Below are 21,732 nucleotides of genomic sequence, written 5' to 3'. Positions count from 1 at the left end.
ACGGCGAACGCCTTCAGCCTTCGCGCCGTATTCGAGGCAGCGAGAGTTTTGTCATGAGCGTCGTCAAGGAATTCCGCGAGTTCATCGCCCGGGGCAACGTCATCGACCTGGCTGTCGGTGTGATCATCGGAGCGGCGTTCAACGGCATCGTCAAGAGTCTGGTCGACCAGGTGATCATGCCGCCGATCGGGCTGCTGACCGGCGGCCTCGACTTCTCCAAGCTGGAATGGGTGCTGCGGCCCGAGGATCCGGCGACCGAGGCGGTCGAGAAGGTCTCGATCATGTACGGCGCCTTCATCAACACCCTGATCCAGTTCTTCATCGTCGCGATGGTGGTGTTCCTGCTGGTCAAGGTGGTCAATGGCATCCGCCGCCAGGACGCTGAGCAGCCCGCGCCCAGCGCCCCGCCGGCTCCGACGCCGGAAGAGAAGCTGCTGACCGAAATCCGCGACTTGCTGGCCAAGCCTAAGGCTTGAGGCTCTCGATAGCCGCCCGCGCCGCCGCCTGGCCCGTCAGCCAGGCGCCGTGGGCGGTGGAGAAGAAGTTGGGGCTGCAGGCCTCGCCGGCGAAGAACAGGCGCTGGTCGACCGGCGCGGCCAGCACGGCCCTTGCGCCGGCATGGCCGGGCAGGGCGTGGGAATAGGAGCCGCCGGCGAAAGGGTCGGCGGCCCAGTGCGTCTCGGCGATCACGTGGACCTTCGATCGGATGCCGCCGCCGTACACGCCGACCAGCCCGTCGACCGCGAAGGCCGCCGCCGCGCCGGGTCCCTGGCCCTCCAGCGCGCGGGCGTGGGCGCCGCCCAGGAACACCTCGATCATCGGCCTGTGCAGCGGCCGTAGGTGATAGGCGCCGGTCGCCGTGACGCGAGGGTCGGAATAGAGCTGGGTCTCCGGCGGGAACATGTCCGGCTCGTCCAGCTTCAGGAACACCTTGTCGGCCAGGCCCAGCGGCAGGCCGGCGGCGGCGTCCAGCTTGTCGGGCAGGGCGGGCATGAATCGCAAGGCGCCCGCGGCGAGGATCGCGGTGGGCGCGCAGACGATCACCGTCCTGGCCGAAAGCGCGCCCAGCGCCGTCTCCAGCACCACGCGCGGACCGTCGTGGCGGATCATCGAGACGGGGCAGGACAGGCGCGTCGGCAGGCCGCCGCCCAGGCGCGAAATGGCTGTTCCATAGCCTTCGGCCACCCGCCAATTGACCTCGGTGTCTTCATAGGCGGCGTAGTCGCGCAGCGAGACCTGATCGAACTCCGCGCCGTTGTAGAAGGCGCTGAAGGCGTTCAGCAGCGGGGTCCAGGGGCTGTCGGGATCCATCAGGTCCGAGGCCGGGCGGTCGGGGCCGCCGTCCTTGGCGGCCGCCTCGAGCCGGGCGTCGAGGGCCAGGAACGCCTCGCCGAACGCGGCGCGTTCTTCGCGGCTGAAGTCCGGGCTGTCGGCGATGTTGGCCCAGGGCGGCGGGGTCTTGTCGAGCGTCAGGCCCAGGGCCTCGACCCTGGCGACCAGAGGATTCACGTCGGCAGAGTGCAGCCACTCGCAGCCCAGATCGATGGGGCCGACGGAGGTGGGGATCGTATGGGCGCGGCCTCCGAGACGGTCGCGAGCCTCCAGCAAGACACCCTTGAGCCCGCTGGCGGCCACGGCCTCGGCGGCGGCGAGCCCGGCGGCGCCGGCGCCCACGATCGCGATGTCGACCTCGTCCATGAGACCTCAATCGGATCGTGGGACCAGCCGTTCCCTTATTTGGTCAGGCTCGACGCGTCGAGGTCCAGCTTGTCGGCCGGGATCACCGTGGCGTTCGGCGCGGCCTTGGCCAGGTCCGCGCCCATGGCCTTGGCGTCGCCGGCGACGATGACGCTCATCTGGGCCGGGTCCAGCTTGGCCTTGGCGAAGGCCTGGACCTCCTCCGGCGTCACGGCCTCGACCTTGGCGGCGTAGCTCTGGATCTCGGTCAGGGGCACGCCGTAGACGGCGTAGTTGCCCAGAATGTTGGCCAGGCCTTCCGAGGTGCCGAGGTCCCGTCCGAAGTTGCCGACCAGCACCGACTTGCGCGCGGCCAGTTCGCCGGCCGAGGCCGGTTCGGCGCCCAGGCGGGTCAGCTCGGCGCGGGTCAGGGTGACGACCTCGCCGGCCGACGCGTTCTTGGTCTGCACCCGGGCCGAGAAGCCGCCGAAACGGCCTTGCGGCGTCAGGCTGGAGCCGGCCCCGTAGGACAGGCCGCGCTTGATGCGGATCTCCTGGTTCAGGCGCGAGCTGAAGCCGACGCCCAGCACCGTGTTGGCGACCACGCCCTGGTAGTAGTTCGGGTCGGCGCGGGTGATGGCTGGCTTGGCCAGCACCACGGCGGCCTGGCCTGTGCCGGGCAGGTCGATGACGACGTTGCGCGGCGCGTAGCCGGTCGGCGCGGCCGGCGGGGCCGGCGGCGGCGCGGCGGGCTTCTTCCACGATCCAAAGGCCTTCTCGGCCAAGGCGAAGCCGGCCTCCGGCGTCAGGTTGCCGGTCAGCACCAGCACGGCGTTGTCCGGACGCCAGTAGGCGGCATGGGTCTTGGCCAGATCCGCGCGCTTGATCTTCGGCAGCGAGCCGGGCGTGCCGCCGGCCACGTGGCCATAGGCCGATCCGGCGTAGAGCACGGGCGCGGTGGCGAAGGCGGCCAGCGTGCCCGGACGCTGGAACGAGACCGACAGGCCGTCCAGGGTCTCGGTGCGGACGCGGTCCAGCTCCTCGGCGGAGAAGGTCGGGTGCTCGGCGACGTCGGCCATGATGGCCATGGCCGGGGCGGCGTTGTTGGCCGTGACGCTGAGGGTCAGCGAGGCGGCCTCCCAGCCGGAGCCAGCTTCCAGATTGGCGCCCAGGGCCTCGGTCTCGCGGGCGACCTGGGTGGCCGAACGCGTGGTGGTGCCTTCGGTCAGCAGCTCCGAGGTCAGGTTCGACGTGCCGGCCAGGCCGGCGGGATCCGAGCTGGCCCCGCCCTTGACGGTCAGGTCGGCGGTGATCAGCGGCAGGTCGCTGGACTTGGCGACGATGACCCGCAGGCCGTTGGCCAGGGTCTTCTCGGCCGGGCTGGGCATCACGGCCGGCACCGGCGCGCCGATGGCGGGCGGCGTCTCGCGTTCGCCTTCCGGCGCGAGCGTGGTGACCGCGCCGTCGAACTTGACCGAGGCGACCTTCGGGATCGGCGGCGTGGCGTCCTTCTCGCCGGCCGGGCGGTCCTTTTCCGGCAGGTAGCGGATCACCGTGCGGCGGTCGTCGGCCAGATACTTCTTCGCCACGCGCTGGATGTCGGCGGCGGTGACGGCCTGCAGCTTGGCCAGGGCGGTGTTGGCGACGGCCGGATCGCCCTCGGTCTCAAGGGCGTAGCCGAGCGCGAAGCCGCGGCCGTCGATCTCCTCCCGGCGGCGGACGGCGTCGGCCAGCAGGCCGGCCTTGGCCTCGGCGAGCTCTGCGGGGGTGACCAGGCCATCGCGGACGCGGGCGACCTGGGCGCGCAGGGCCGCTTCGCCTTGGGCCACCGTCTTGCCGCCGGCCATCACCGCGCCGACATAGAACAGGCCCGGCTGGGCGTTGTTGGGGGCGCTGGAGAACACCGACTGGGCGATCTTCTGGTCGTAGACCAGGCTGTCATAGAGCCGCGAGGACTTGCCGGCCGACAGAACCGCGTCCAGCACCGTCAGGGCGGGGGTGTCCTTGTCGGCGGCGGCCGGGGCCAGCCAGGTGATGGCCAGCGCCGGCAGCGGCACGTTGGGACCGTAGGTGTTGACGCTCTTGGGGCCGGTGCGGGGCGGTTCGACCACGGTCACCTTCGGGATCGTTCCGGCCGGCGTCTTCAGGGGGCCGAAATACTGGTCGATCATCGCGTCCAGCCTGGCCTGATCGAAATTGCCGACGACGATCAGGGCCGCGTTGTCCGGCCGGTAGTAGGTGGCGTGGAAGGCGCGGACGTCGTCGACCGTCGCCGCGTCCAGCTCCTCGATCGAGCCGATGCCGGGGCGCTGGTAGGGGTGGGTGGTGAACGACTGCTGCGGGATCGACAGCGCGAAGAAGCGGCCGTACGGGTCGGCCAGGACGCGCTGGCGCAGCTCTTCCTTCACGACGTCGCGTTCGGAGGCGAACACCGCCTCGTCGATGACCAGCGACTTGAGGCGGTCGCTTTCGGCCCAGAGCAGACGCTCCAGGTGGTTGGCCGGCGCGACCTCGTAATAGTTGGTGAAGTCGTCCCAGGTGGAGGCGTTGTTGAAGCCGCCCACGTCCTCGGTCAGGCGGTCCAGCGTCTCGCTGGGCATGTTGCGGGTGGCCTTGAACATCAGGTGTTCGAAGAGGTGCGCGAATCCCGACCGTCCGCGCGGGTCGTCCTTGGAGCCGACGCCGTACCAGACCTGAACCGAGACGTTCGGCGTGGTCGTGTCGCGCGAGGTGTAGACCTTCAGGCCGTTGGCCAGCACACGCTGCTGGTAGACGATCGGCGGCACCGTGATCGGCGGACGCGCCGCGGCGACGGCCGGCCTCGCCTGAGGCTTGGCCTTCGTGGCCGCCATGGCCATCGGCGCCCATCCCAGCGTGGAGAGGGCCGTGGTGGAAAAGGCCGCGGCCACGAAGGCCAGCTTGGCGGTGCGGATCATGCGAGAAGATCTCCTGAACAGTCGGGCTCGACCCTAGCATCGCGCCCGACGTGGTAAACCTTACTGTCCTGTCATGTGGGCGGAACCAATCGGCGACGTCAGTGTTACGACGGATTGTGTCGCCCCTTCCGCGTGACGGGTTCGATCCGGCTGGGGGAAATTTGTCCGAAAGTTCGCTTCGCGACCGCCTGCGCGCGGCCACCTCCGAGAGCCATGCCGCTCTGGACGCCCAGGTCGCCGCCTGGCGTATCGAGACGACTGTGGGATATGGCGCGTTCCTTTCGGCTTCGGCCCTGGCCATAGCGCCGCTGGAACGGGCTCTGGAACGGGCCGGGGTCGCCGAATGGCTGCCCGACTGGCCCGGGCGCGTCCGCCGCACCGCCCTGGCCGGAGATCTCGCCGCCCTCGGCCTGGAAATCCCGCCGTTCGCCACGGCTCTCGTTCCATCGCCGGACTTCGGAGCCGGCCTGCTCTATGTCCTGGAAGGTTCGCGTCTGGGCGCCCGCGTCCTGGCCCGCCAGGTCAGCGCGTCCGGCCACGACCTGCCCCTGGCCTATCTGACCCAGGGCGAGGGCGATGACCTCTGGCGAACATTTCTTGCTTGGCTTGAGAAACCCAATGTCGGGACTCGGACAGACGAGGTAGAGGCCGGAGCGCGATATGGCTTTCAGTACTTCTCGGACGTGTTCGAGACGATAGTCCCGCCCGGAGCCCTGAATGTCCGAACCGGCGCCCATGTCCGGGTTTGAAGTCGACCTGACCAACTGCGATCGGGAGCCGATCCACATTCTCGGCTCGGTGCAGCCGTTCGGCTTTCTTTTGGCGGTCAATTCCGACTGGCTGGTGATCCATGCCTCGACCACCACCCTGCGCTATCTGGGCCTGGCCCCCGCCGACCTGATCGGCAAGCCCCTGAGCCAAGTGCTGGGCGGCCACGCCCTCCACAACATCCGCGGCCGCCTGCAGATCATGCGCGGCGCTGACGCGGTCGAGCGGATGTTCGGCCAGCCCCTGGTCGACGGCGGCGAGGACTTCGACCTCGCCCTGCACTATTCCGGCCGTCTGCTGATCATCGAGGGCGAGCCCAGCCATCCCGATGTCCTGATCGAGGCCGCCTCGGCCGTGCGCTCGATGACGACCCGCATCGCCGCGCGACCGACGTTCGAGGACTTTTGCCACGAGGCCGCCCGCCAGGTGCGGGCCCTGACCGAATTCGACCGGGTGATGGTCTACCGCTTCGCCCATGACGGCGCCGGCGAGGTGATCGCCGAGTCGGTGCGGCCGGGCATTGGCTCGTTCCTGGGCCAGCGCTACCCGGCCTCGGACATCCCCGTGCAGGCCCGCGCCCTCTACGAACGCAACTGGCTGCGGATCATCGCCGACGTCGACGCCGAGGTCTCGCCGATCATCCCGCCGACCAGCCCGGCGGGCGAGCCCGTCGACCTGTCGATGAGCATGCTGCGCGCGGTCTCGCCGATCCACATCGAGTATCTGCGCAACATGGGGGTGGCCGCCTCGCTGTCGATCTCGATCCTGCGCGACGGCAAGCTGTGGGGCCTGTTCGCCTGCCATCACTACGCGCCCAAGCACATCAGCTACGAGCGCCGCACGGCCGCCGAGCTGTTCGGCCAGCTGTTTTCCCTGACCCTGGAGAGCCGCGAGCGCGAGATCGAGACCCGGCGCATGGCCGAGGCGCGCAACCTGCACGACCGGATGATGAGCGCCGTGGTCAGCGCTCCCCAGGGGGCGGACAGTCTGATCCCGTTCCTCGACGACCTGTGCCGCCTGGTCGGCTGCGATGGCCTGGCCCTGTGGCTCGAGGGGCGGCTGACCCTGCGCGACTCCACGCCAGACGCCAGCGACGTCCACACTCTGCTGCGCATTCTGCGGGAAAAGGACACCCATTCGGTCTTCGCGACCAACGAGATCGCCGGCCTGCTGCCCTCGGCGACCGTCTGGTCGCAGAAGGCGGCGGGCATGATGGCCGTGCCGCTGTCGCGTACGCCGCGCGACTACCTGATCTTCTTCCGCAAGGAGGAAGCCAAGACTGTGGTCTGGGCCGGCAAGCCCGCCAAACTGGTCCAGGTCGGCCCCCTGGGCGACCGCCTGACCCCGCGCAAGAGTTTCGAGGCCTGGGAAGAGACGGTGCGCGGCCAGAGCCGGCCGTGGACCACGGTCGAACGTTCGCTGGCCGAGAGCCTGCGGGGGAGCCTGCTGGAGATCGTCTTCCGCCTGACCGACCTGGCCGACGAGGAGCGCCAGCGCGCCAACCAGCGCCAGGAGCTGCTCATCGCCGAGCTGAACCACCGGGTGCGCAACATCCTGGGCCTGATCCGCGGCCTGATCAGCCAGAGCAAGGCCGGGGTCTCGACCGTCGAGGCGTTCGCCGAGGTCGTCGGCGGCCGCGTCCAGGCCCTGGCCCGGGCTCACGACCAGATCACCCGCCACCAATGGGGGCCGGGGGCGCTCAGCGACCTGATCACCGCCGAGGCCGAGGCCTATCTGTCCACCAAGGCCGACCGGGTTCGCCTCAAGGGCGCGCCGATCGCCCTGGCGCCGGACGCCTTCTCGATCCTGTCCCTGGTCATCCATGAGATGATGACCAACTCGGCCAAGTACGGCGCTCTATGCGACCAGCGCGGCCACGTGGCCATCGACTGGACGCGCGACGTCAAGGGCGACCTGATCATCGACTGGCGCGAGCGCGACGGTCCGCCGGTCAAGCCGCCGACCCGCCGGGGCTTTGGCTCGACCATCATCGAGCACTCGATCCCCCACGACCTGAACGGCGAGGTGGCCCTGGACTATCGGACCGAGGGTTTGCAGGCCCGCATCCGTATTCCTGGCCGCTACGTCTCCAGCGAGAGCGCGGCCGCCGCCGTGAGCCAGCCGCGCCGGGCCGACACGCCGGTGCGGGCGCCCGAGCGGATGCTGGTGCTCGAGGACAACATGATCATCGCGCTGGATCTCGAGGACATGCTGGTCCGGCTGGGCGTCAAACAGGTCATCGTCGCCTCCAGCGTCGCCCAGGCGTTCGAGGCCATCAACGACGAGAAGCCGCCGTTCGCGATCCTGGATGTCAATCTGGGCCAGGAGACCAGCTTCCCGGTGGCCGAGGCCCTGCAGGACGCTGGCGTGCCGTTCGCCTTCGGCACCGGCTTCGGCGACAGCGCCGCCTTCCCGGAACGGTTCCGGGATACGCCCGTGCTGCAGAAGCCCTACAGCGCCGAGAGCGTGGCGGCGTTGTTCTAGGCGACCGATTTCAGAAAAGTTCGTAAGGCCTGCCTCCAAACGACGGCGCTAAAGCCTCTAACGGGAGGAGACCGCTTTCCGACGCCGGTCGGCATGCTCCGATCATAGATCAGCGCCGGCCGAAAGGCTGGCCGATCGCTTCAGTCGTGGGGCATGCATGAACTTTCCGAGTGCGTTGACGGCCGCCTTTTTCACCGCCGCCCTCCTGTGGGGGCCCGTGGCGTCCGCCGCGCCCGTTCCCGGCCCGGAAGCCAGGGACATCGATGTCTTCACGCGCAAGGCCCTGGCGCGAATCGGCGTCGTTCCCGGCCTTTCTCTCGCCGTGGTCCGCGGCGAAGAGCCCGTGATCACCGCCGGGTTCGGGGTCGCCAATGTCGAGACGGGCGTCGCGGTCGACGCCAACACCCGCTTCTACGTCGCCTCCGCCACCAAGTCGTTCACCGCGCTCGCGATCGCGGCGATGGCCGCCCGCGGCGCGGTGGAGCTGGATACGCCCGTGGCGGATTGGGCCGGATCAACCAAGCTCCCGCCCGACATCGCCCGGTCCATCACCCTGACCGATTTGCTCAGCCACCGATCCGGCGTCGAGAACGATCCGATCGCCTTCCGCGCGGCGATGTCCGGCGATCATTCGCCAAGGCTGATGCAGGCGCTCCTGGCCGAGACGGTGAAGAGCGCCGACACGCCCCATGGGACGTTTCGCTACACCAACACCGGCTACAATCTCGCCACCACCCTGATCGAGCAGCGCTTCGGCCCCGACTGGCGGGCCCTGGTGAGCCGGGAGGTCCTGGTCCCGGCGGGCCTGACCCAGACCACGGCGTGGGTTTCGCGAGCGCGGAGGGGCGGCGTGGTCGCGGTGGGCCATACGCCCGGCCCCGACGGCGCCTCGTCACCCAGTTCGCTGCAGAAAGTCGACGCCACGATGCAGTCGGCGGGCGGCCTGATGTCCAGCGCCAACGACATGGCCCGCTGGCTGGAGCTCCAGATCAATGATGGCGTGCTGGATGGCCGGCGCGTGTTCCCCGCCGGGCTGGTGGACGCGACGCACCGCCCGCGCGTCGCCCAGAAGGCCGTGTTCGGCCCCTATAGCCGCGACGGCTATGGCCTGGGATGGCAGACGGGGCGCTATGGCGACGACGTGCTGATCCACCACTTCGGCAACTTCGCCGGCTCAAGGACCCACGTTTCCTTCATGCCCGGCCGGCGGCTGGGCGTGGCGATCATGGCCAACGAGGACTTCATGGCCGGAGAGCTGGTCGATCTGCTGGCCGACTATGTCTATGACCGGTTCGCCGGGCGTCCCGATCTGGAGGCTCACTATGACGCCGAGCTGGCCGCTCTGGCGGCGCGCCGCGACAAGCGCCTGGCGGGCCTGTCGGCGAGCCGCGCCGAGCGCGCGGCGCGACCCTGGCCGCTCTCGCGGCCGACCAGCGCCTATGTCGGGACCTATGTCGACCCGGCCATGGGACGGATGGAGATCTCGGAGGCGAACGGCCTCATGAAGGTCCGGATCGGCGTCATGTCGGCCCTGGCCGAGGCCTTCACCAAACCGGAGACCATCCGCGTGGAGCTCTCGCCGCTTCAGGGTGAGGCGATCACGTTCGCGGGACCCGACAGCCTCGTCTTCGAAGGGCGGACCTTCCTCCGGGCGCCCCGTTAAGGACGGCTTTTCGAATCCTCCAGATCCAGCACGAACCGCCCGCGCTGCTCCGGTGTCGGAACCCTGCAGCGGTCCCTCCTGCCCGTCAGCCGGTAACGGTTGGCCGCGATCCAGTCGTAGGCCGCGTCCATCGGCCCTCTCGGCAGGCGATCGATGACGGCGAGCCAACGCCAGGGGGCGCGCAGCCGGCGCAGCAGCGCGCCGATGGCGGCGGTCTTGGTCAGGGGACGGCCGTTGTCGAGGAACAGGAAGCTCGCGGGCGTATCGGGATCCAGGCCATGCCGAGCGGCCAGCACCCGGCCATAGGGCGACTGGATCGGGGTGAAGCGGATCGCGCCTTGGCGGTCCAGGCGCAGCACCGTCCGGACGGTCCCGTCGCAGAGCGCGCAGACGCCGTCGAACAGCATCAGGCCGTCCTCGCTCATCGTCCCTCGCACTCTCGCCGCAGGGCCTTCAGGGATTGGGGCACGTCGCGGCGCATCATGGCGCTGATCAGGCCGGCGGGCGCGGCGAAGGGCGCGGTAGCCCACAGGTCGTAGGTGACGCGCGTGCGAGCGCCGCCATCCAGCGGCTCCAGCCGCCAGGCCCCCTCGCAGGCCCGGATGTCGCCGCCGATGCAGGTGAAGCGGATCAGCCGGTCGGGCTCCAGGGTGACGCGCGACGTGGAGCGCAGGCTCGGCAGGAAGAAGCTCCACTTGACCGTGTGCTCGCGGATCTCCGTCCCGTCCGCCGCGCGCGAGACGACGCGGCAGCTCTTGACGCCCGGGCTCATGCGGGCCGCGCGGTCGCAGTCCAGGATGACGCGGAACACGACGGCCGGCGGCGCGTCGATCTCGACATTGGCCCGCACCATGCCGCGCCCGTGGTTGTCGGCGTGGGCCTCGACCGCGATGCCGTCGCCCTTCGTCTCCCACTCGGCGTCGGCCCGGGCGGGCCCCGCCAGGGCGATGAAGAGGGCGAAAGGGACCAGCCGGCGCATCATGCTGAAGCTAACGCGCCGATGTGGCTTTCGTCAGGCGCCGTCACCGCCTTTTTGGCGATGACGGTCGGCTTCAGGCCCCGGCTCGATTTCTGACGAGATCATCGACGACCGACGGATCGGCCAGCGTGGAGGTGTCGCCCAGGCTGCCCAGTTCGTTCTCGGCGATCTTGCGCAGGATGCGGCGCATGATCTTGCCCGAGCGGGTCTTGGGCAGGCCGGGGGCCCACTGGATGACGTCGGGCGCGGCGAACGGGCCGATCTCGTGACGGACCCACAGGACCAGGGCCTTGCGCAGGTCCTCGGTCGGCTCGACCCCGGCGTTGAGGGTGACATAGGCGTAGACGCCCTGGCCCTTGATGTCGTGGGGATAGCCGACCACGGCGGCCTCGGCGACGGTCTCGTGGGCCACCAGGGCGCTCTCGATCTCGGCGGTGCCCAGGCGGTGGCCCGAGACGTTGATGACGTCGTCGACCCGGCCGGTGATCCAGTAGTAGCCGTCGGCGTCGCGCCGGCAGCCGTCGCCGGTGAAGTACTTGCCGGGATAGGTCGAGAAATAGGTCTCGAAGAAGCGCTGGTGGTCGCCATAGACCGTGCGCATCTGGCCCGGCCAGCTGTCGGTGATGACCAGATTGCCCTCGGTCGCGCCGTCCAGCACGCCACCCTCGGCGTCGACCAGCTGCGGCTTGACGCCGGGCAGGGGCTTGGAGGCCGAGCCGGGCTTGAGGTCGGTGGCCCCGGGCAGGGGGGTGATCAGCATGCCGCCGGTCTCGGTCTGCCACCAGGTGTCGACGATCGGCAGCTTCTCCTTGCCGACCACGCGGTGGTACCAGAGCCAGGCCTCGGGATTGATCGGCTCGCCGACGCTGCCCAGCACGCGCAGGGACGACAGATCGTTCCGGGTCACGTAGTCGTCGCCCTCGCGCATCAGAGCCCGCAGGGCCGTGGGGGCGGTGTAGAAGATCTCGACCCTGTGCTTGTCGATCACCTCCCAGAAGCGGCTGGGGGTGGGATAGTTGGGCACGCCCTCGAAGATCAGGCTGGTCCCGCCGTTGGCCAGGGGGCCATAGACGACATAGCTGTGACCGGTGACCCAGCCGACATCGGCCGTGCACCAGAACACCTCGCCCGGCTTGTAGTCGAACACCGCCCAGAAGGTCCACGAGGCCCAGGCCAGGTAGCCGCCGGTGGTGTGCAGCACGCCCTTGGGCTTACCCGTCGAGCCCGAGGTGTAGAGGATGAACAGCGGATCCTCGGCGTGCATCGGCTCGGGCGGGCAGTCGGTCGACACCGCCTCGCGGACATCCTGCCAGACGATGTCGCGGTTCTTGACCAGGGGCACGTCGGCGCCGGTCCAGCGGACCATCAGCACCTTGCCCACCCAGGGGCAGTGCTTGAGCGCCTCGTCGATATTGGCCTTCAGCGGGATGCGCTTGCCGCCGCGCTTGCCCTCGTCGGCGGTGATCACGAAGTGGGAGGCGCAGTCCTGGATGCGGCCGGCGATGCTGTCGGGCGAGAAGCCGCCGAACACCACCGAATGGACCGCGCCGATCCGCGCGCAGGCCAGCATGGCGATGGCGGCGATCGGGATCATCGGCAGGTAGATCGTCACCCGGTCGCCCTTCTGGACGCCCTGGACCTTGAGGACGTTGGCCATGCGGCAAACCTCCTCGTGCAGCTGGCCATAGGTCAGGGTGTCGGAGGTCCCCGGCTCGTCACCCTCGAAGATCAGGGCGATGTCGTCCTTCTTGGCCGGCAGGTGGCGGTCGAGGCAGTTGGCGCTGACGTTCAGCACCCCGTCCTCGTACCAGCGGATGCGGAAGTCGTCCTTGTCGTAGGAGACGTCCTTGATCTTGGTCGGCGCCTTGATCCAGTCGAGGCGGGCGGCGATGTCGCGCCAGTAGCCCTCGGGGTCGGCCTCGACCCGGGCCACGGCGGCCGCATAGGCGGCGGCGTCGATGTGCGCGTGCTCCGCCAGCGCCTTTGGAACCGGGAAAACCTGTCCGTCACTCACCAGCCGCACTCCCTTATATCGTTGGTCGCCGGAATAGGCGAAGCCAGCCGCCCGGCGCAAGAAGACCATTGTGGTTTCTCGCGCTCAAGCGACTGGCGGACGGTTATTGGTCGGGATCAGAAAAAGCCCAACGCCTTGGGGCTGTAGCTGACCAGCATGTTCTTGGTCTGCTGATAGTGGTCGAGCATCATCTTGTGGGTCTCGCGGCCCACGCCCGACTGCTTGTAGCCGCCGAAAGCCGCGTGGGCCGGATAGGTGTGGTAGCAGTTGGTCCAGACGCGGCCGGCCTCGATGCCCCGGCCGAAGCGGTAGCAGCGGTTGGCGTCGCGGCTCCACACGCCCGCGCCAAGGCCGAAGGCGGTATCGTTGGCGATGGCCAGCGCCTCCTCTTCGGTCTTGAAGGTCGTGACCGCCAGCACCGGGCCGAAGATCTCCTCCTGGAAGATCCGCATCTTGTTGTGGCCCTCGAACACGGTCGGCTCGACATAGTAGCCGTCGGCCAACTGGCCCGGCAGGATCTTGCGATGGCCGCCGGCCAGCAGCTTGGCGCCCTCGTTCCGGCCGATGTCCATATAGCCGAGGATCTTGTTCAGCTGCTCTTCGGAGGCCTGGGCGCCGATCATGGTGGCCGGATCCAGCGGACTGCCCTGGACCACGGCGTTGACGCGCTTGAGGGCCTTTTCCATGAACTTCTCGTAGATCGACTCCTGGACCAGCGCCCGGCTGGGGCACGTGCAGACCTCGCCCTGGTTCAGGGCGAACATGGTGAAGCCCTCCAGGGCCTTGTCGAGGAAGTCGTCGTCTTCCCGCGCCACGTCGTCGAAGAAGATGTTCGGCGACTTGCCGCCCAGTTCCAGCGTCACCGGGATCAGGTTCTGGCTGGCGTATTGCATGATCAGCCGGCCGGTGGAGGTCTCGCCGGTGAAGGCGATCTTGGCGATGCGCGGGCTGGAGGCCAGCGGCTTGCCGGCCTCGACGCCGAAACCGTTGACGATGTTGAGCACGCCGGCGGGCAGCAGGTCGCCGATCAGCTCGGCCCAGACCATGATCGAGGCCGGGGTCTGCTCGGCGGGCTTGAGCACCACGCAATTGCCGGCGGCCAGGGCCGGGGCCAGCTTCCAGCAGGCCATCAGCAGCGGGAAGTTCCACGGGATGATCTGGCCGACCACGCCCAGCGGCTCGTGGAAGTGATAGGCGACGGTGTCGTGGTCGATCTCGGAGATCGAGCCTTCCTGGCCGCGCAGGCAGCCGGCGAAATAGCGGAAGTGGTCGATGGCCAGCGGGATGTCGGCCGCCAGGGTCTCGCGGATCGGCTTGCCGTTGTCCCAGGTCTCGGCGGTGGCCAGAACCTCGAGGTTCTCCTCCATGCGGTCGGCGATGCGCAGCAGGATCCGCGAGCGGTCGGCGGCGCTGGTCTTGCCCCAGGCGGCCTTGGCGGCGTGGGCGGCGTCGAGGGCGCGCTCGATGTCGACATCCTGCGAACGGGCGATCTCGCAGATCTTGCGGCCGTGGATCGGCGAGCTGTTGTCGAAGTAGCGGCCGTCGGCCGGGGCGACCCATTGGCCGCCGATGAAATTGTCATAGCGCGCCTTGAACGGCGGACGCGACAATGACTCAATGAATTCGGGTTTGGTCATGAGTTTCCTCCATGCGCCTGACGGCGTCTTGGAGGCGAGACTGGCGCGGCGCGGGCGCGATGGCGCATGCCGACTGGCGCACGGTGAGCCGAGTGTCTCAGATCTGAGACAGCTTCAGTGGAATTCCCGTCCGCGCGCCAGGTCCAGGCGCTTGAGCTTGCGGTTGAGGGTGGCGCGCGACAGCCCCAGCAGGCCGGCGGCGGCCGAGACATTGCCGCCGGCCTGGGTCAGGGCGCGGCGAACGGCGGCGCGTTCCGCCCTATCCAGATCAAGCGAGGCAAGATCGGCGGAGCGATCGGGCGAGGGCAGGCCGCGCTTCAGGGTCTCATCGGTCAGTTTCAGGGCTACGCGCGCGGCGCGGGTGGCGCCGATCACCACGTCGTCGCCGTCGACCGCCAGCATCGGAACGGACGCGCGATCGGCCGAGCTCTCGGGCAGCAGGACGATCCGCGCCTGGGGGAAGGCCTCGCGGAAGGCGCGGGCCTCGATGCGGCGGGCCGCGTCGGTGACGGCGCGCTCGACGAGGCCGGTCAGGCCCTCCAGCCCCGAACGGCACGAGGAGACGTCCAACGCCCCCGCCAGGCGTCCGGTCGGGTCGAACAGCGGCGCGACGGTGCAGGACAGGCCGATGTTGCGGGTGTGGAAATGCTGGTCGCGATGGATGGTCAGCACCCGCTGCTCGGCGAGGCAGGTGCCGATGCCGTTGGTGCCCTCGCGCGCCTCGCTCCACACCGCGCCGTTCCACAGGCCCCAGCGGCGGAACACCGGATCGTCGGCCGCCACGCCGCGGCGATCGACCGGCACGCCCTCGGCATTGGTCAGCAGCACGCAGCAGCCGCCGTCGCCGACGGCCTGGAAGAGCGCGTCGAGATTGTCCTGGGCGGCGGCCAGCAGCGGGCCCATGCGGTCCTGGGCCTCGCGCAGCTCCGCGCCGGACAGGGTCTCGGGCGGCCTGCGGTTCTCGGGGTCGAGGCGATGTTGGGTCAGGCTGCGGCGCCACGAGGCGGCCAGCGGCGTCGCCGCGCCGTCGCTCAGCACTGACAGAACCCGTTCGGCATGGCCCGGTTCGGCCATCGCGCTTCCTCCACGGCCGGATTTCATCCGCCTCTTGTCGAAACATGACGCCACGACAAGCTCCGGCGCAAGTGCGGCATTTTGCGGTCGGCGCATTGAAGGTGGCGCGTGGCGAGCGCTGCGGCCGCTCACACTTTCGGCTGCCACGCTCGCGCGTTTGGGCGTAAAGCCGGGACGTTGCTGTTGAAGGAGCGTCCCATGCTGCTGGCCCTGTCCACCTGGTCCGAGATCGAAGCCCGCCTGCGGAGCAGCACGAGCGTGGTGGTGCCGATCGGCTCCAACGAGCAGCACGGTCCGACGGGTCTTCTCGGCACCGACTGGCTGTGCCCGGAGATCATCGCCCACGAGGCCAGCAAGCGGGCGGGCGACAGGATCCTGGTGGCCCCGACCTTCAACATCGGCATGGCCCAGCACCACCTGGCCTTTCCAGGCACCATCTTCCTGCGCCCGTCGACCTTCATCGCCGCGATCGGCGACTGGGTGCGGTCGCTGGGCGCGCACGGCTTCACGCGGATCTATTTCCTGAACGGCCACGGCGGCAACGTCGCCTCGATCGAGGCGGCCTTCTCGGAGATCTACGCCGAGTACAGCTTCCGGAAAGAGCGGGCGCCGTTCGCCCTGAAGCTGAAGAACTGGTGGGATCTGGCCGGCGTCAACGCCCTGGCCAACCGCCAATTCCCCATCGGCCACGGTTCCCACGCGACGCCCTCCGAGATCGCCGTGACCCAGTGGGCCTATCCGGAGACGATCAAGACGACGGCCTATGAGCCGAAGATCGCGCCGTCGGGGCCGATCCGCGAGGCCCTGGACTTCCGCGCCCGCTACGCCGACGGCCGCATGGGTTCCGATCCGGCCCAGGCCACGCCCGAAAAGGGCGGCGAGCTGGTCGACATGGCGGTCAACGCGCTGCTGGAGGACATCGCCGCGTTCGGGGCCGAGAAGACTCCGACCTAGGCTTCGACCATCCGTCGCGCCAAGGTCGGCTGGCCATGTCGGGTGGCCATGATCTCGCCGATCACCGCCACGGCCACTTCGAACGGCGCCTTGCCGCCCAGATCCAGGCCGATCGGCGCGCGCAGCTTGGCCAGGTCGCGGTCGCTCAGGCCGGAGGCCCTCAGCCGCGCGATCCGCTCCGGCAGCCGCCGTCGCGCGCCCAGCAGGCCGACATAGGGGGCGGGCGAGGGCAGGGCGGCCATCAAGGCGGCGTGGTCGATCTCCAGGTCGTGGCCGCAGACGGCGACGGCCGTCCAGGCGTCGAGGCCGATCGCGGCCAGGGCCTCGTCGGCGGCCTCGCGGCGATAGGCGACGTTCGGCAGGGGCGGCGGCGAGGCCGGACCCTTGGGGCGCACCAGATGGGTCTCGAAACCCGACTGCGCGCCCAGGCTCGCCACCGCCAGCGCGGTGGGGTCGCCGCCCAGCACCACCAGCCGCGGGGCCGGGTCATGGGCGCGCTCGAAGGCTCCGGGCCACGGGGCCTGCGGCTCCTCGACGCACAGCCGGCGCGCGCCGTCGCTGATCCAGAAGGCGGGCGCGCGGGCGTTGGCCAGGTCCAGCAGGGTCCGGGCGGCTGGGTCGTCGGGGGCGATCTTCTCGACCAGGATCTCGATCCGCGCGCCGCACAGCAGGCGGATGTCCGGCCAGGGACTGCCCTCGCCGTAGACGAGGCGGCGCGGCTGGCCGTCGGCCAGGCAGGCCCGCGCGTGGATCTCGACGTCCGCCTCGATGCAGCCGCCCGACAAAAAACCCGAAAGAATATTTTCGCCGAACACCATCTGCGCGCCGACCGGACGGGGCCCGCCGCCGCCCAGGGCGATGATGGTGGCCAGGGCCGCGGGGCCCCTGGAAAGGGCCGCCGCCAAGGTGGGGCGGGCGTCGTCGGCCATGCCGTGCATGGGCCAGGGAGAGTCGGCGGCGTCGTCTGAACGGTCGGTCGTCATCCCGGCGACTTTAACCCCTCGGCAAGGTTCCAGAAACCGGATGTTCAAACCTTGGCGCGTACCGTTCGCGTCTGTTGATGTTTTCGCGCACGGATGGCGATGTCCATTTCGGTCACAAAACTCGGTCTGGCTGCGGCCCAATTCGGCCTCGACGGCGGTAGCTCGTCGGCGCCGCGCGGTCGCTCGCCCGAAGCCGAAGCGCGCGACATTCTCAATATCGCCGCCCGCGCCCGCCTGTCGGTGTTGGACGCTTCGGGTCTGTTCGGCCGCGCCGAGACCCTGCTGGGCGACCTGATCCCGCGTCCGGTGCCGTTCCGCGTCTGCCTGGCCACGGCCCGCGCCGATCGCGGTCCCGACTATGTCGAGGCCGAGGCCCGCGCCGCCCTGCGCCGCATCGGCGTCGAGCGCGCCGATTCGATCGTCGTTCACTCGCCTTCGGAACTGTTCGGCGCGCACGGCGCGGCCCTGTGGGACCGCCTGCTGCGTCTCAAGGACCAGGGCCTGTTCGCCAAGATCGGCATCGCCGCCCACGCCACGGACGACCCGGTCGGCGTCGCGCGCCGCTTCAAGCCCGATATCCTGCAGGCTCCGGCCAGCCTGCTCGACCAGCGCCTGCTGGCCGATGGCTCGCTGCAACGCATCGCCGGCATGGGCGTCGAGGTGCACCTGCGCTCGATCTTCCTCAATGGCCTGCTGTTCCTGCCGCCCGATCGGGTTCCGGCCCAGCTGAAGGGCGCCTCGGGCCGCCTGTCGCGTGTACGCCGGATGATCGCCGAGGGCCGCTCGGATCCGCTCCAGGCCGCTCTGGGCTTCGCCCTGTCGCGCCCGGAAGGCTCGGCCGTGCTGGTCGGCGTCAACTCGGCCGCCGAGCTCTCGGCGGTGGTCGCCGCCGCCTCCAGCCCGCCGCCGGACCTCGACTGGGACGAGATGGCGATCGACGATCCCGTCGCGCTCGACCCGCGACGTTGGGTCGCCTGACGCCCACCCGGAATCAATCCCGACAATAGGTCATGCTCGAGGACGGGCGCGATTTCGCGCGTCGTTGAGCTTCGATTAAGCCTGCCGATTAATCTCGCGTAAGGTTCTGATTCATCGGGGTTTTATGAATATGGTCTAGTTTCCTCTCAACGAAGGGAGACGCGTCATGATCCTCGCCGTGCTTCAGGCCCGCATGGGTTCGTCCCGACTGCCGGGCAAGTCGATGGCCACCCTGCGGGGCGAGCCGATGATCGTGCGCCAGCTGGAGCGCCTTCGCGGCGCCCGCTGCCTGTCCAAGATCATCGTGGCGACCAGCAGCGAGACGGTCGACGACGCCCTGGCCGGCTTCCTCGTCTCGCGCGGCCACACCGTCCATCGCGGGGCCGGCGCCGATATTCTGGCCCGCATCGCCCGCTGCGCCGAGGCGATCAGTTCGGTCAGCCATGTGGTGCGGCTGAAGGGCGACGCGCCGTTCATGGACCCGGGAATCATCGACGACGCCGTCCGCATGGCCCTGTCCAGCGGCGCCGACTACACGTCCAACCGCGTGCATCGCACCTTCCCGGCCGGTCTCGAGGTCGAGGTGATCACGGCCGCCGCGCTGCGCGCCGCCGCCGCCGAGGAACGTGACCCGCAAGCCCGCATCTCGCCGACCGCCGCCATCCGCAACCAGCCCCAGCGCTGGAGCCAGGCCCACCTGAAGGCCCCACGGGACTGGTCGCGCCTGGACTGGCGGGTCAAGACCGCCGCCGACCTGGCCTTCGCCCGCTCGGTCTACGACGCCCTGCACCCGGTCGACCCGGACTTCCGGATGACCGACGTGTTGGACATGGTCGAGAGCCGCCTGGACATCGCCCGCTTCGCGGCGTGATCCCAAGGCGCGGATACAGGAAGGGCGCCGTGCGAAGCCGCGCGGCGCCCTTTCACGTTCTGGACTACTTCCAGGCCCCGTAGGGATCGACCGAGGTCTTGCCCAGCGCCTCGGCCACGGCCGGATGGGTCAGTTCACCGTTCAGGACGTTGAGACCGCGCGCCAGATGGACGTTGGCCTTCAGGGCGTCCAGGCCCTTGTCGGCCAGGGCCAGGCCGAACGGCAGGGTGGCGTTGCCCAGGGCTTCCGACGAGGTGCGCGGGGCCGCGCCCGGCATGTTGGCCACGCAGTAGTGGACGACGCCGTCGACCGTATAGGTCGGTTCGGCGTGGGTGGTCGGCTTGCTGGTCTCGAAGCAGCCGCCCTGGTCGATCGAGACGTCCACCAGCACCGAGCCCGGCTTCATCTGCTTCAGGTGCTCGCGACGCACCAGCTTCGGCGCGGCCGCGCCGGCGGTCAGCACGGCGCCGATGATGACGTCCGCCTTGAGGATCTCGTCCTCGACGGCGGCGAAGGTCGAATAGCGGGTCAGGATGCGGCCCTGGTACAGGTCGTCCAGTTCGCGCATGCGCGGGATCGAGCGTTCCAGCACCACGACCTCGGCGCCCAGGCCGGCGGCCATGCGGGCGGCGTTGCTGCCGACCACGCCGCCGCCCAGCACGGCCACGCGGGCCGGCGGCACGCCGGGCACGCCGCAGAGCAGCAGGCCCATGCCGCCATTGTGCTTGAGCAAGGTCTCGGCCGCCGAGAACACGGCGATCCGGCCGGCCACTTCCGACATCGGGGCCAGTAGTGGCAGGCCGCCTCGCGCGTCGGTGACGGTCTCATAGGCGATGGCCGCGCAGCCGCTCTTCAGCAGGCCTTCGGTCTGGGCGGGATCCGGCGCCAGGTGCAGGTAGGTGAAGAGGATGTGGCGAGGCTCGAGCTTTTCCCACTCGACCTTCTGCGGTTCCTTGACCTTCACGATCATGTCCGCGCCGGCGAAGACCGCCGTAGCGTCGGGAGCGATGGCCGCGCCGGCTTTGACATAGACTTCGTCGGCATAGCCAGCGCCCAGGCCAGCGCCCGACTGGACAAGGACGGTGTGGCCGTGGCCGACATATTCGCGGACGGCCGTGGGGGTCAGGCCCACCCGGTGTTCGCCCGGTTTGATCTCGGAAGGGACGCCTACGCGCATGGTGCTTTCCTCCAGAAGCGATTTGACGCCGGTTTACGCCTCGCGGCCCGCAGGTTCCCTGGGGATTTCATGCAACTAGAACCGTGGTATGCAGGAATCCTGCGTGAAAGGTATGTTCAGGTGAAGAAACCTCCTGTGAACCTCGACGGCTTCGACCGGAAGCTTCTCCGCCTGCTTCAGCGGCGGGGCCGCGCCAGCTATGTGGAAATGGGTGAGGCGGTGAATCTTTCCGAGTCCGCGTGCCTGCGTCGCGTGCGGGCGCTGGAGGAGGCCGGGGTCATCGGGCGCTACGCGGCGGTGATCGACGAGCGGGCGGTGGGCCTGCCGCTCAGCGTCTTCGTCACGGTGACCCTATCGTCGCAGGCGGAGGCCGCGCTGAGCGCCTTCGAGAAGGCCATCGCAAGTGTTCGCGAGGTGGCGGAGTGCTACCTGATGACCGGCGGCTCGGACTACCTGTTGCGACTGGTGGTGCGCGACGTCGACGACCTGGAACGGGTCCACGCCCAGGAACTGACCCGGATCCCGGGCGTGGTGCGCGTCAGCAGCAGTATCGCCATGCGAACGGTCGTTAAGCGCGTCGAACTGCCGCTGTGAGACTTCGAGCTGCTGTTAATCCCGGTTAACCGAAACCGGATACGCTCTCCGCCGACATCAAGCCACGTTGGGGGGACGAAATGGTTTCGAGACGACTTCTGCTGGGCGCCCTGGCGGGCTTGGCTGCGCCGGCCCTGGCCTTCGCCGAGGGCGACGGTCCGGCCCATCCCAGTCTGCTGACCAAGAAGGGGCGCCGGACCTCCAGCGCCCTGAAGCACCAGGCCGCCGACAAGGCCGCGCTCGACAAGGCCATGGCCAGCGTCAAGCCGCTGGAGGCCGATCCCGCTCACGCCCCGGCCGCACACGCCGGGCCCGGGCAGGAGATCGCGCCCGACGAGGCGCTGGGTCGCCTCAAGCAAGGCAACGCCATCTTCGCCCGCGGCGGCGCCAATCTGATGCTGCCGACCCTGGCGCGCGTGGCCGAGCTGTCCAAGGGCCAGAAGCCGTTCGCGGTGGTGATCGGCTGCGCCGACAGCCGCGCCGCGCCGGAGCTGATCTTCGACTGCAATCTGGGCGAACTGTTCGTCGTGCGCGTGGCCGGCTCGACCGTCGGCCGCGAGGGCCTGGGCTCGATCGTCTACGCCGTCGAGCACCTGGGCGCGCCGCTGATCGTCGTGCTGGGTCACACCAAGTGCGGCGCGGTCGGCGCGGCGGTCGACGTCGCCAAGAAGCACGCCGACCTGCATGGGGCGCTGTACGAGATGGTGCTGCCGATCATCCCGGCCGTGCTCGAAGCGGACGAGACCCACCCGGTCGATCTGCAGGACGCCGCCATCCGCCGGAATGTCCGCGACATCGCCGGCCGCCTGAAGGTCGCCGACGGCATCCTGGCCGAGCGGATCGAGGAGGGACGGCTGAAGGTTGTCTCGGCCTGCTACGACCTGTCCACGGGCGTGGTGGCGTTCGACGCCTAGAGCGGGGCTGGCCGCCGCTTTGGCGGAGC

Annotated in this window: 17 protein-coding genes and 1 pseudogene; 9 read left to right on the top strand and 9 right to left on the bottom strand. The window is 69.5% G+C overall.

The window, feature by feature from the left end; genetic code table 11:
• Window positions 1-53 precede the first annotated feature (53 nt).
• Window positions 54-476 (top strand): large-conductance mechanosensitive channel protein MscL, encoded by a 423-nt coding sequence (gene mscL, locus EIK80_RS24315; RefSeq protein ID WP_125159591.1) that lies wholly within the window; start codon window positions 54-56, stop codon window positions 474-476.
• Here mscL and EIK80_RS24310 read toward each other — a convergent pair.
• Together EIK80_RS24310 and EIK80_RS24305 are read right to left on the bottom strand one after the other, a co-directional pair.
• The gene (locus EIK80_RS24310; protein ID WP_125159590.1) at window positions 466-1,698 is read right to left on the bottom strand and encodes an NAD(P)/FAD-dependent oxidoreductase; all 1,233 of its coding nucleotides are present in this window, start codon (window positions 1,696-1,698) and stop codon (window positions 466-468) included. The genes mscL and EIK80_RS24310 overlap by 11 nt on opposite strands.
• Window positions 1,699-1,733: 35 nt before the next feature.
• Window positions 1,734-4,613: a pitrilysin family protein gene (locus EIK80_RS24305; RefSeq protein WP_125159589.1), complete on the bottom strand. Its 2,880-nt coding sequence runs from the start codon at window positions 4,611-4,613 to the stop codon at window positions 1,734-1,736.
• A 161-nt stretch (window positions 4,614-4,774) separates the two neighbouring features.
• Here EIK80_RS24305 and EIK80_RS24300 point away from each other — a divergent pair, with 161 nt between their 5' ends.
• The 3 genes from EIK80_RS24300 (at window position 4,775) to EIK80_RS24290 (ending at window position 9,528) form a co-directional block, all read left to right on the top strand.
• Window positions 4,775-5,362, top strand: a complete 588-nt coding sequence (locus EIK80_RS24300; protein ID WP_125159588.1) for a biliverdin-producing heme oxygenase — start codon at window positions 4,775-4,777, stop codon at window positions 5,360-5,362.
• Window positions 5,331-7,865 carry an HWE histidine kinase domain-containing protein gene (locus EIK80_RS24295; RefSeq protein ID WP_125159587.1) on the top strand — a complete coding sequence of 845 codons (2,535 nt, stop codon included), beginning with the start codon at window positions 5,331-5,333 and terminating at the stop codon, window positions 7,863-7,865. The genes EIK80_RS24300 and EIK80_RS24295 overlap by 32 nt, the downstream gene beginning before the upstream one ends.
• Before the next feature lie 157 nt (window positions 7,866-8,022).
• Window positions 8,023-9,528 (top strand): serine hydrolase, encoded by a 1,506-nt coding sequence (locus EIK80_RS24290; protein WP_125159586.1) that lies wholly within the window; start codon window positions 8,023-8,025, stop codon window positions 9,526-9,528.
• Here EIK80_RS24290 and EIK80_RS24285 read toward each other — a convergent pair.
• From EIK80_RS24285 to EIK80_RS24265, 5 genes are all read right to left on the bottom strand, one after another.
• Entirely contained in the window at window positions 9,525-9,953 is a 429-nt protein-coding gene (locus EIK80_RS24285) for a thiol-disulfide oxidoreductase DCC family protein (RefSeq protein WP_125159585.1), read from the bottom strand. The two genes, EIK80_RS24290 and EIK80_RS24285, sit on opposite strands and share 4 nt — an antisense overlap.
• Complete coding sequence (locus tag EIK80_RS24280; protein WP_370450258.1) at window positions 9,950-10,510, bottom strand: SRPBCC family protein; 561 nt, start codon at window positions 10,508-10,510, stop codon at window positions 9,950-9,952. Before EIK80_RS24280 ends, EIK80_RS24285 begins: the two co-directional genes overlap by 4 nt.
• 70 nt (window positions 10,511-10,580) lie before the next feature.
• A complete protein-coding gene (acs, locus tag EIK80_RS24275; protein ID WP_125159632.1) occupies window positions 10,581-12,524 on the bottom strand; it encodes an acetate--CoA ligase in 1,944 nt (647 codons plus the stop codon).
• 113 nt (window positions 12,525-12,637) lie between these two features.
• Window positions 12,638-14,158, bottom strand: a complete 1,521-nt coding sequence (gene adh / locus EIK80_RS24270) for an aldehyde dehydrogenase (RefSeq protein WP_125159584.1) — start codon at window positions 14,156-14,158, stop codon at window positions 12,638-12,640.
• A gap of 114 nt (window positions 14,159-14,272) precedes the next feature.
• Window positions 14,273-15,232, bottom strand: coding sequence for a GAF domain-containing protein (locus tag EIK80_RS24265; RefSeq protein WP_125159583.1), 960 nt, complete (start codon window positions 15,230-15,232; stop codon window positions 14,273-14,275).
• A 198-nt stretch (window positions 15,233-15,430) separates the two neighbouring features.
• Between EIK80_RS24265 and EIK80_RS24260 the strand changes: the two genes are divergently transcribed.
• Window positions 15,431-16,186: a creatininase family protein gene (locus tag EIK80_RS24260; RefSeq protein ID WP_125159582.1), complete on the top strand. Its 756-nt coding sequence runs from the start codon at window positions 15,431-15,433 to the stop codon at window positions 16,184-16,186.
• Here EIK80_RS24260 and EIK80_RS24255 read toward each other — a convergent pair.
• Window positions 16,183-17,276, bottom strand: a pseudogene (locus EIK80_RS24255) (XdhC family protein). The gene EIK80_RS24260 and the pseudogene EIK80_RS24255 sit on opposite strands and share 4 nt — an antisense overlap.
• On the opposite strand from EIK80_RS24255, the gene EIK80_RS24250 reads away from it, so the two are divergent.
• Window positions 17,269-18,147 (top strand): bifunctional regulator KidO, encoded by an 879-nt coding sequence (locus tag EIK80_RS24250; RefSeq protein ID WP_125159580.1) that lies wholly within the window; start codon window positions 17,269-17,271, stop codon window positions 18,145-18,147. The pseudogene EIK80_RS24255 and the gene EIK80_RS24250 overlap by 8 nt on opposite strands.
• Before the next feature lie 166 nt (window positions 18,148-18,313).
• Entirely contained in the window at window positions 18,314-19,018 is a 705-nt protein-coding gene (locus tag EIK80_RS24245) for a glycosyltransferase family protein (protein ID WP_125159579.1), read from the top strand.
• Window positions 19,019-19,082: 64 nt separating this feature from the next.
• Here the strand turns inward: EIK80_RS24245 and ald are convergent, their stop codons facing one another.
• Window positions 19,083-20,195, bottom strand: a complete 1,113-nt coding sequence (gene ald / locus EIK80_RS24240) for an alanine dehydrogenase (protein WP_125159578.1) — start codon at window positions 20,193-20,195, stop codon at window positions 19,083-19,085.
• A 120-nt stretch (window positions 20,196-20,315) separates the two neighbouring features.
• Here ald and EIK80_RS24235 point away from each other — a divergent pair, with 120 nt between their 5' ends.
• Together EIK80_RS24235 and EIK80_RS24230 are read left to right on the top strand one after the other, a co-directional pair.
• On the top strand, window positions 20,316-20,789 hold the full coding sequence (locus EIK80_RS24235) for an Lrp/AsnC family transcriptional regulator (protein WP_125159577.1): 474 nt from the start codon (window positions 20,316-20,318) through the stop codon (window positions 20,787-20,789).
• Window positions 20,790-20,869: 80 nt separating this feature from the next.
• On the top strand, window positions 20,870-21,703 hold the full coding sequence (locus tag EIK80_RS24230) for a carbonic anhydrase (RefSeq protein ID WP_125159576.1): 834 nt from the start codon (window positions 20,870-20,872) through the stop codon (window positions 21,701-21,703).
• The last annotated feature ends 29 nt before the right edge of the window (window positions 21,704-21,732 follow it).

The sequence above is a fragment of the Caulobacter sp. 602-1 genome, assembly GCF_003931565.1.
GTDB lineage: Bacteria > Pseudomonadota > Alphaproteobacteria > Caulobacterales > Caulobacteraceae > Caulobacter.
The sequence above is the reverse complement of the archived record's forward strand: the minus strand, read 5'-3'. Positions and strand labels throughout refer to the sequence as shown.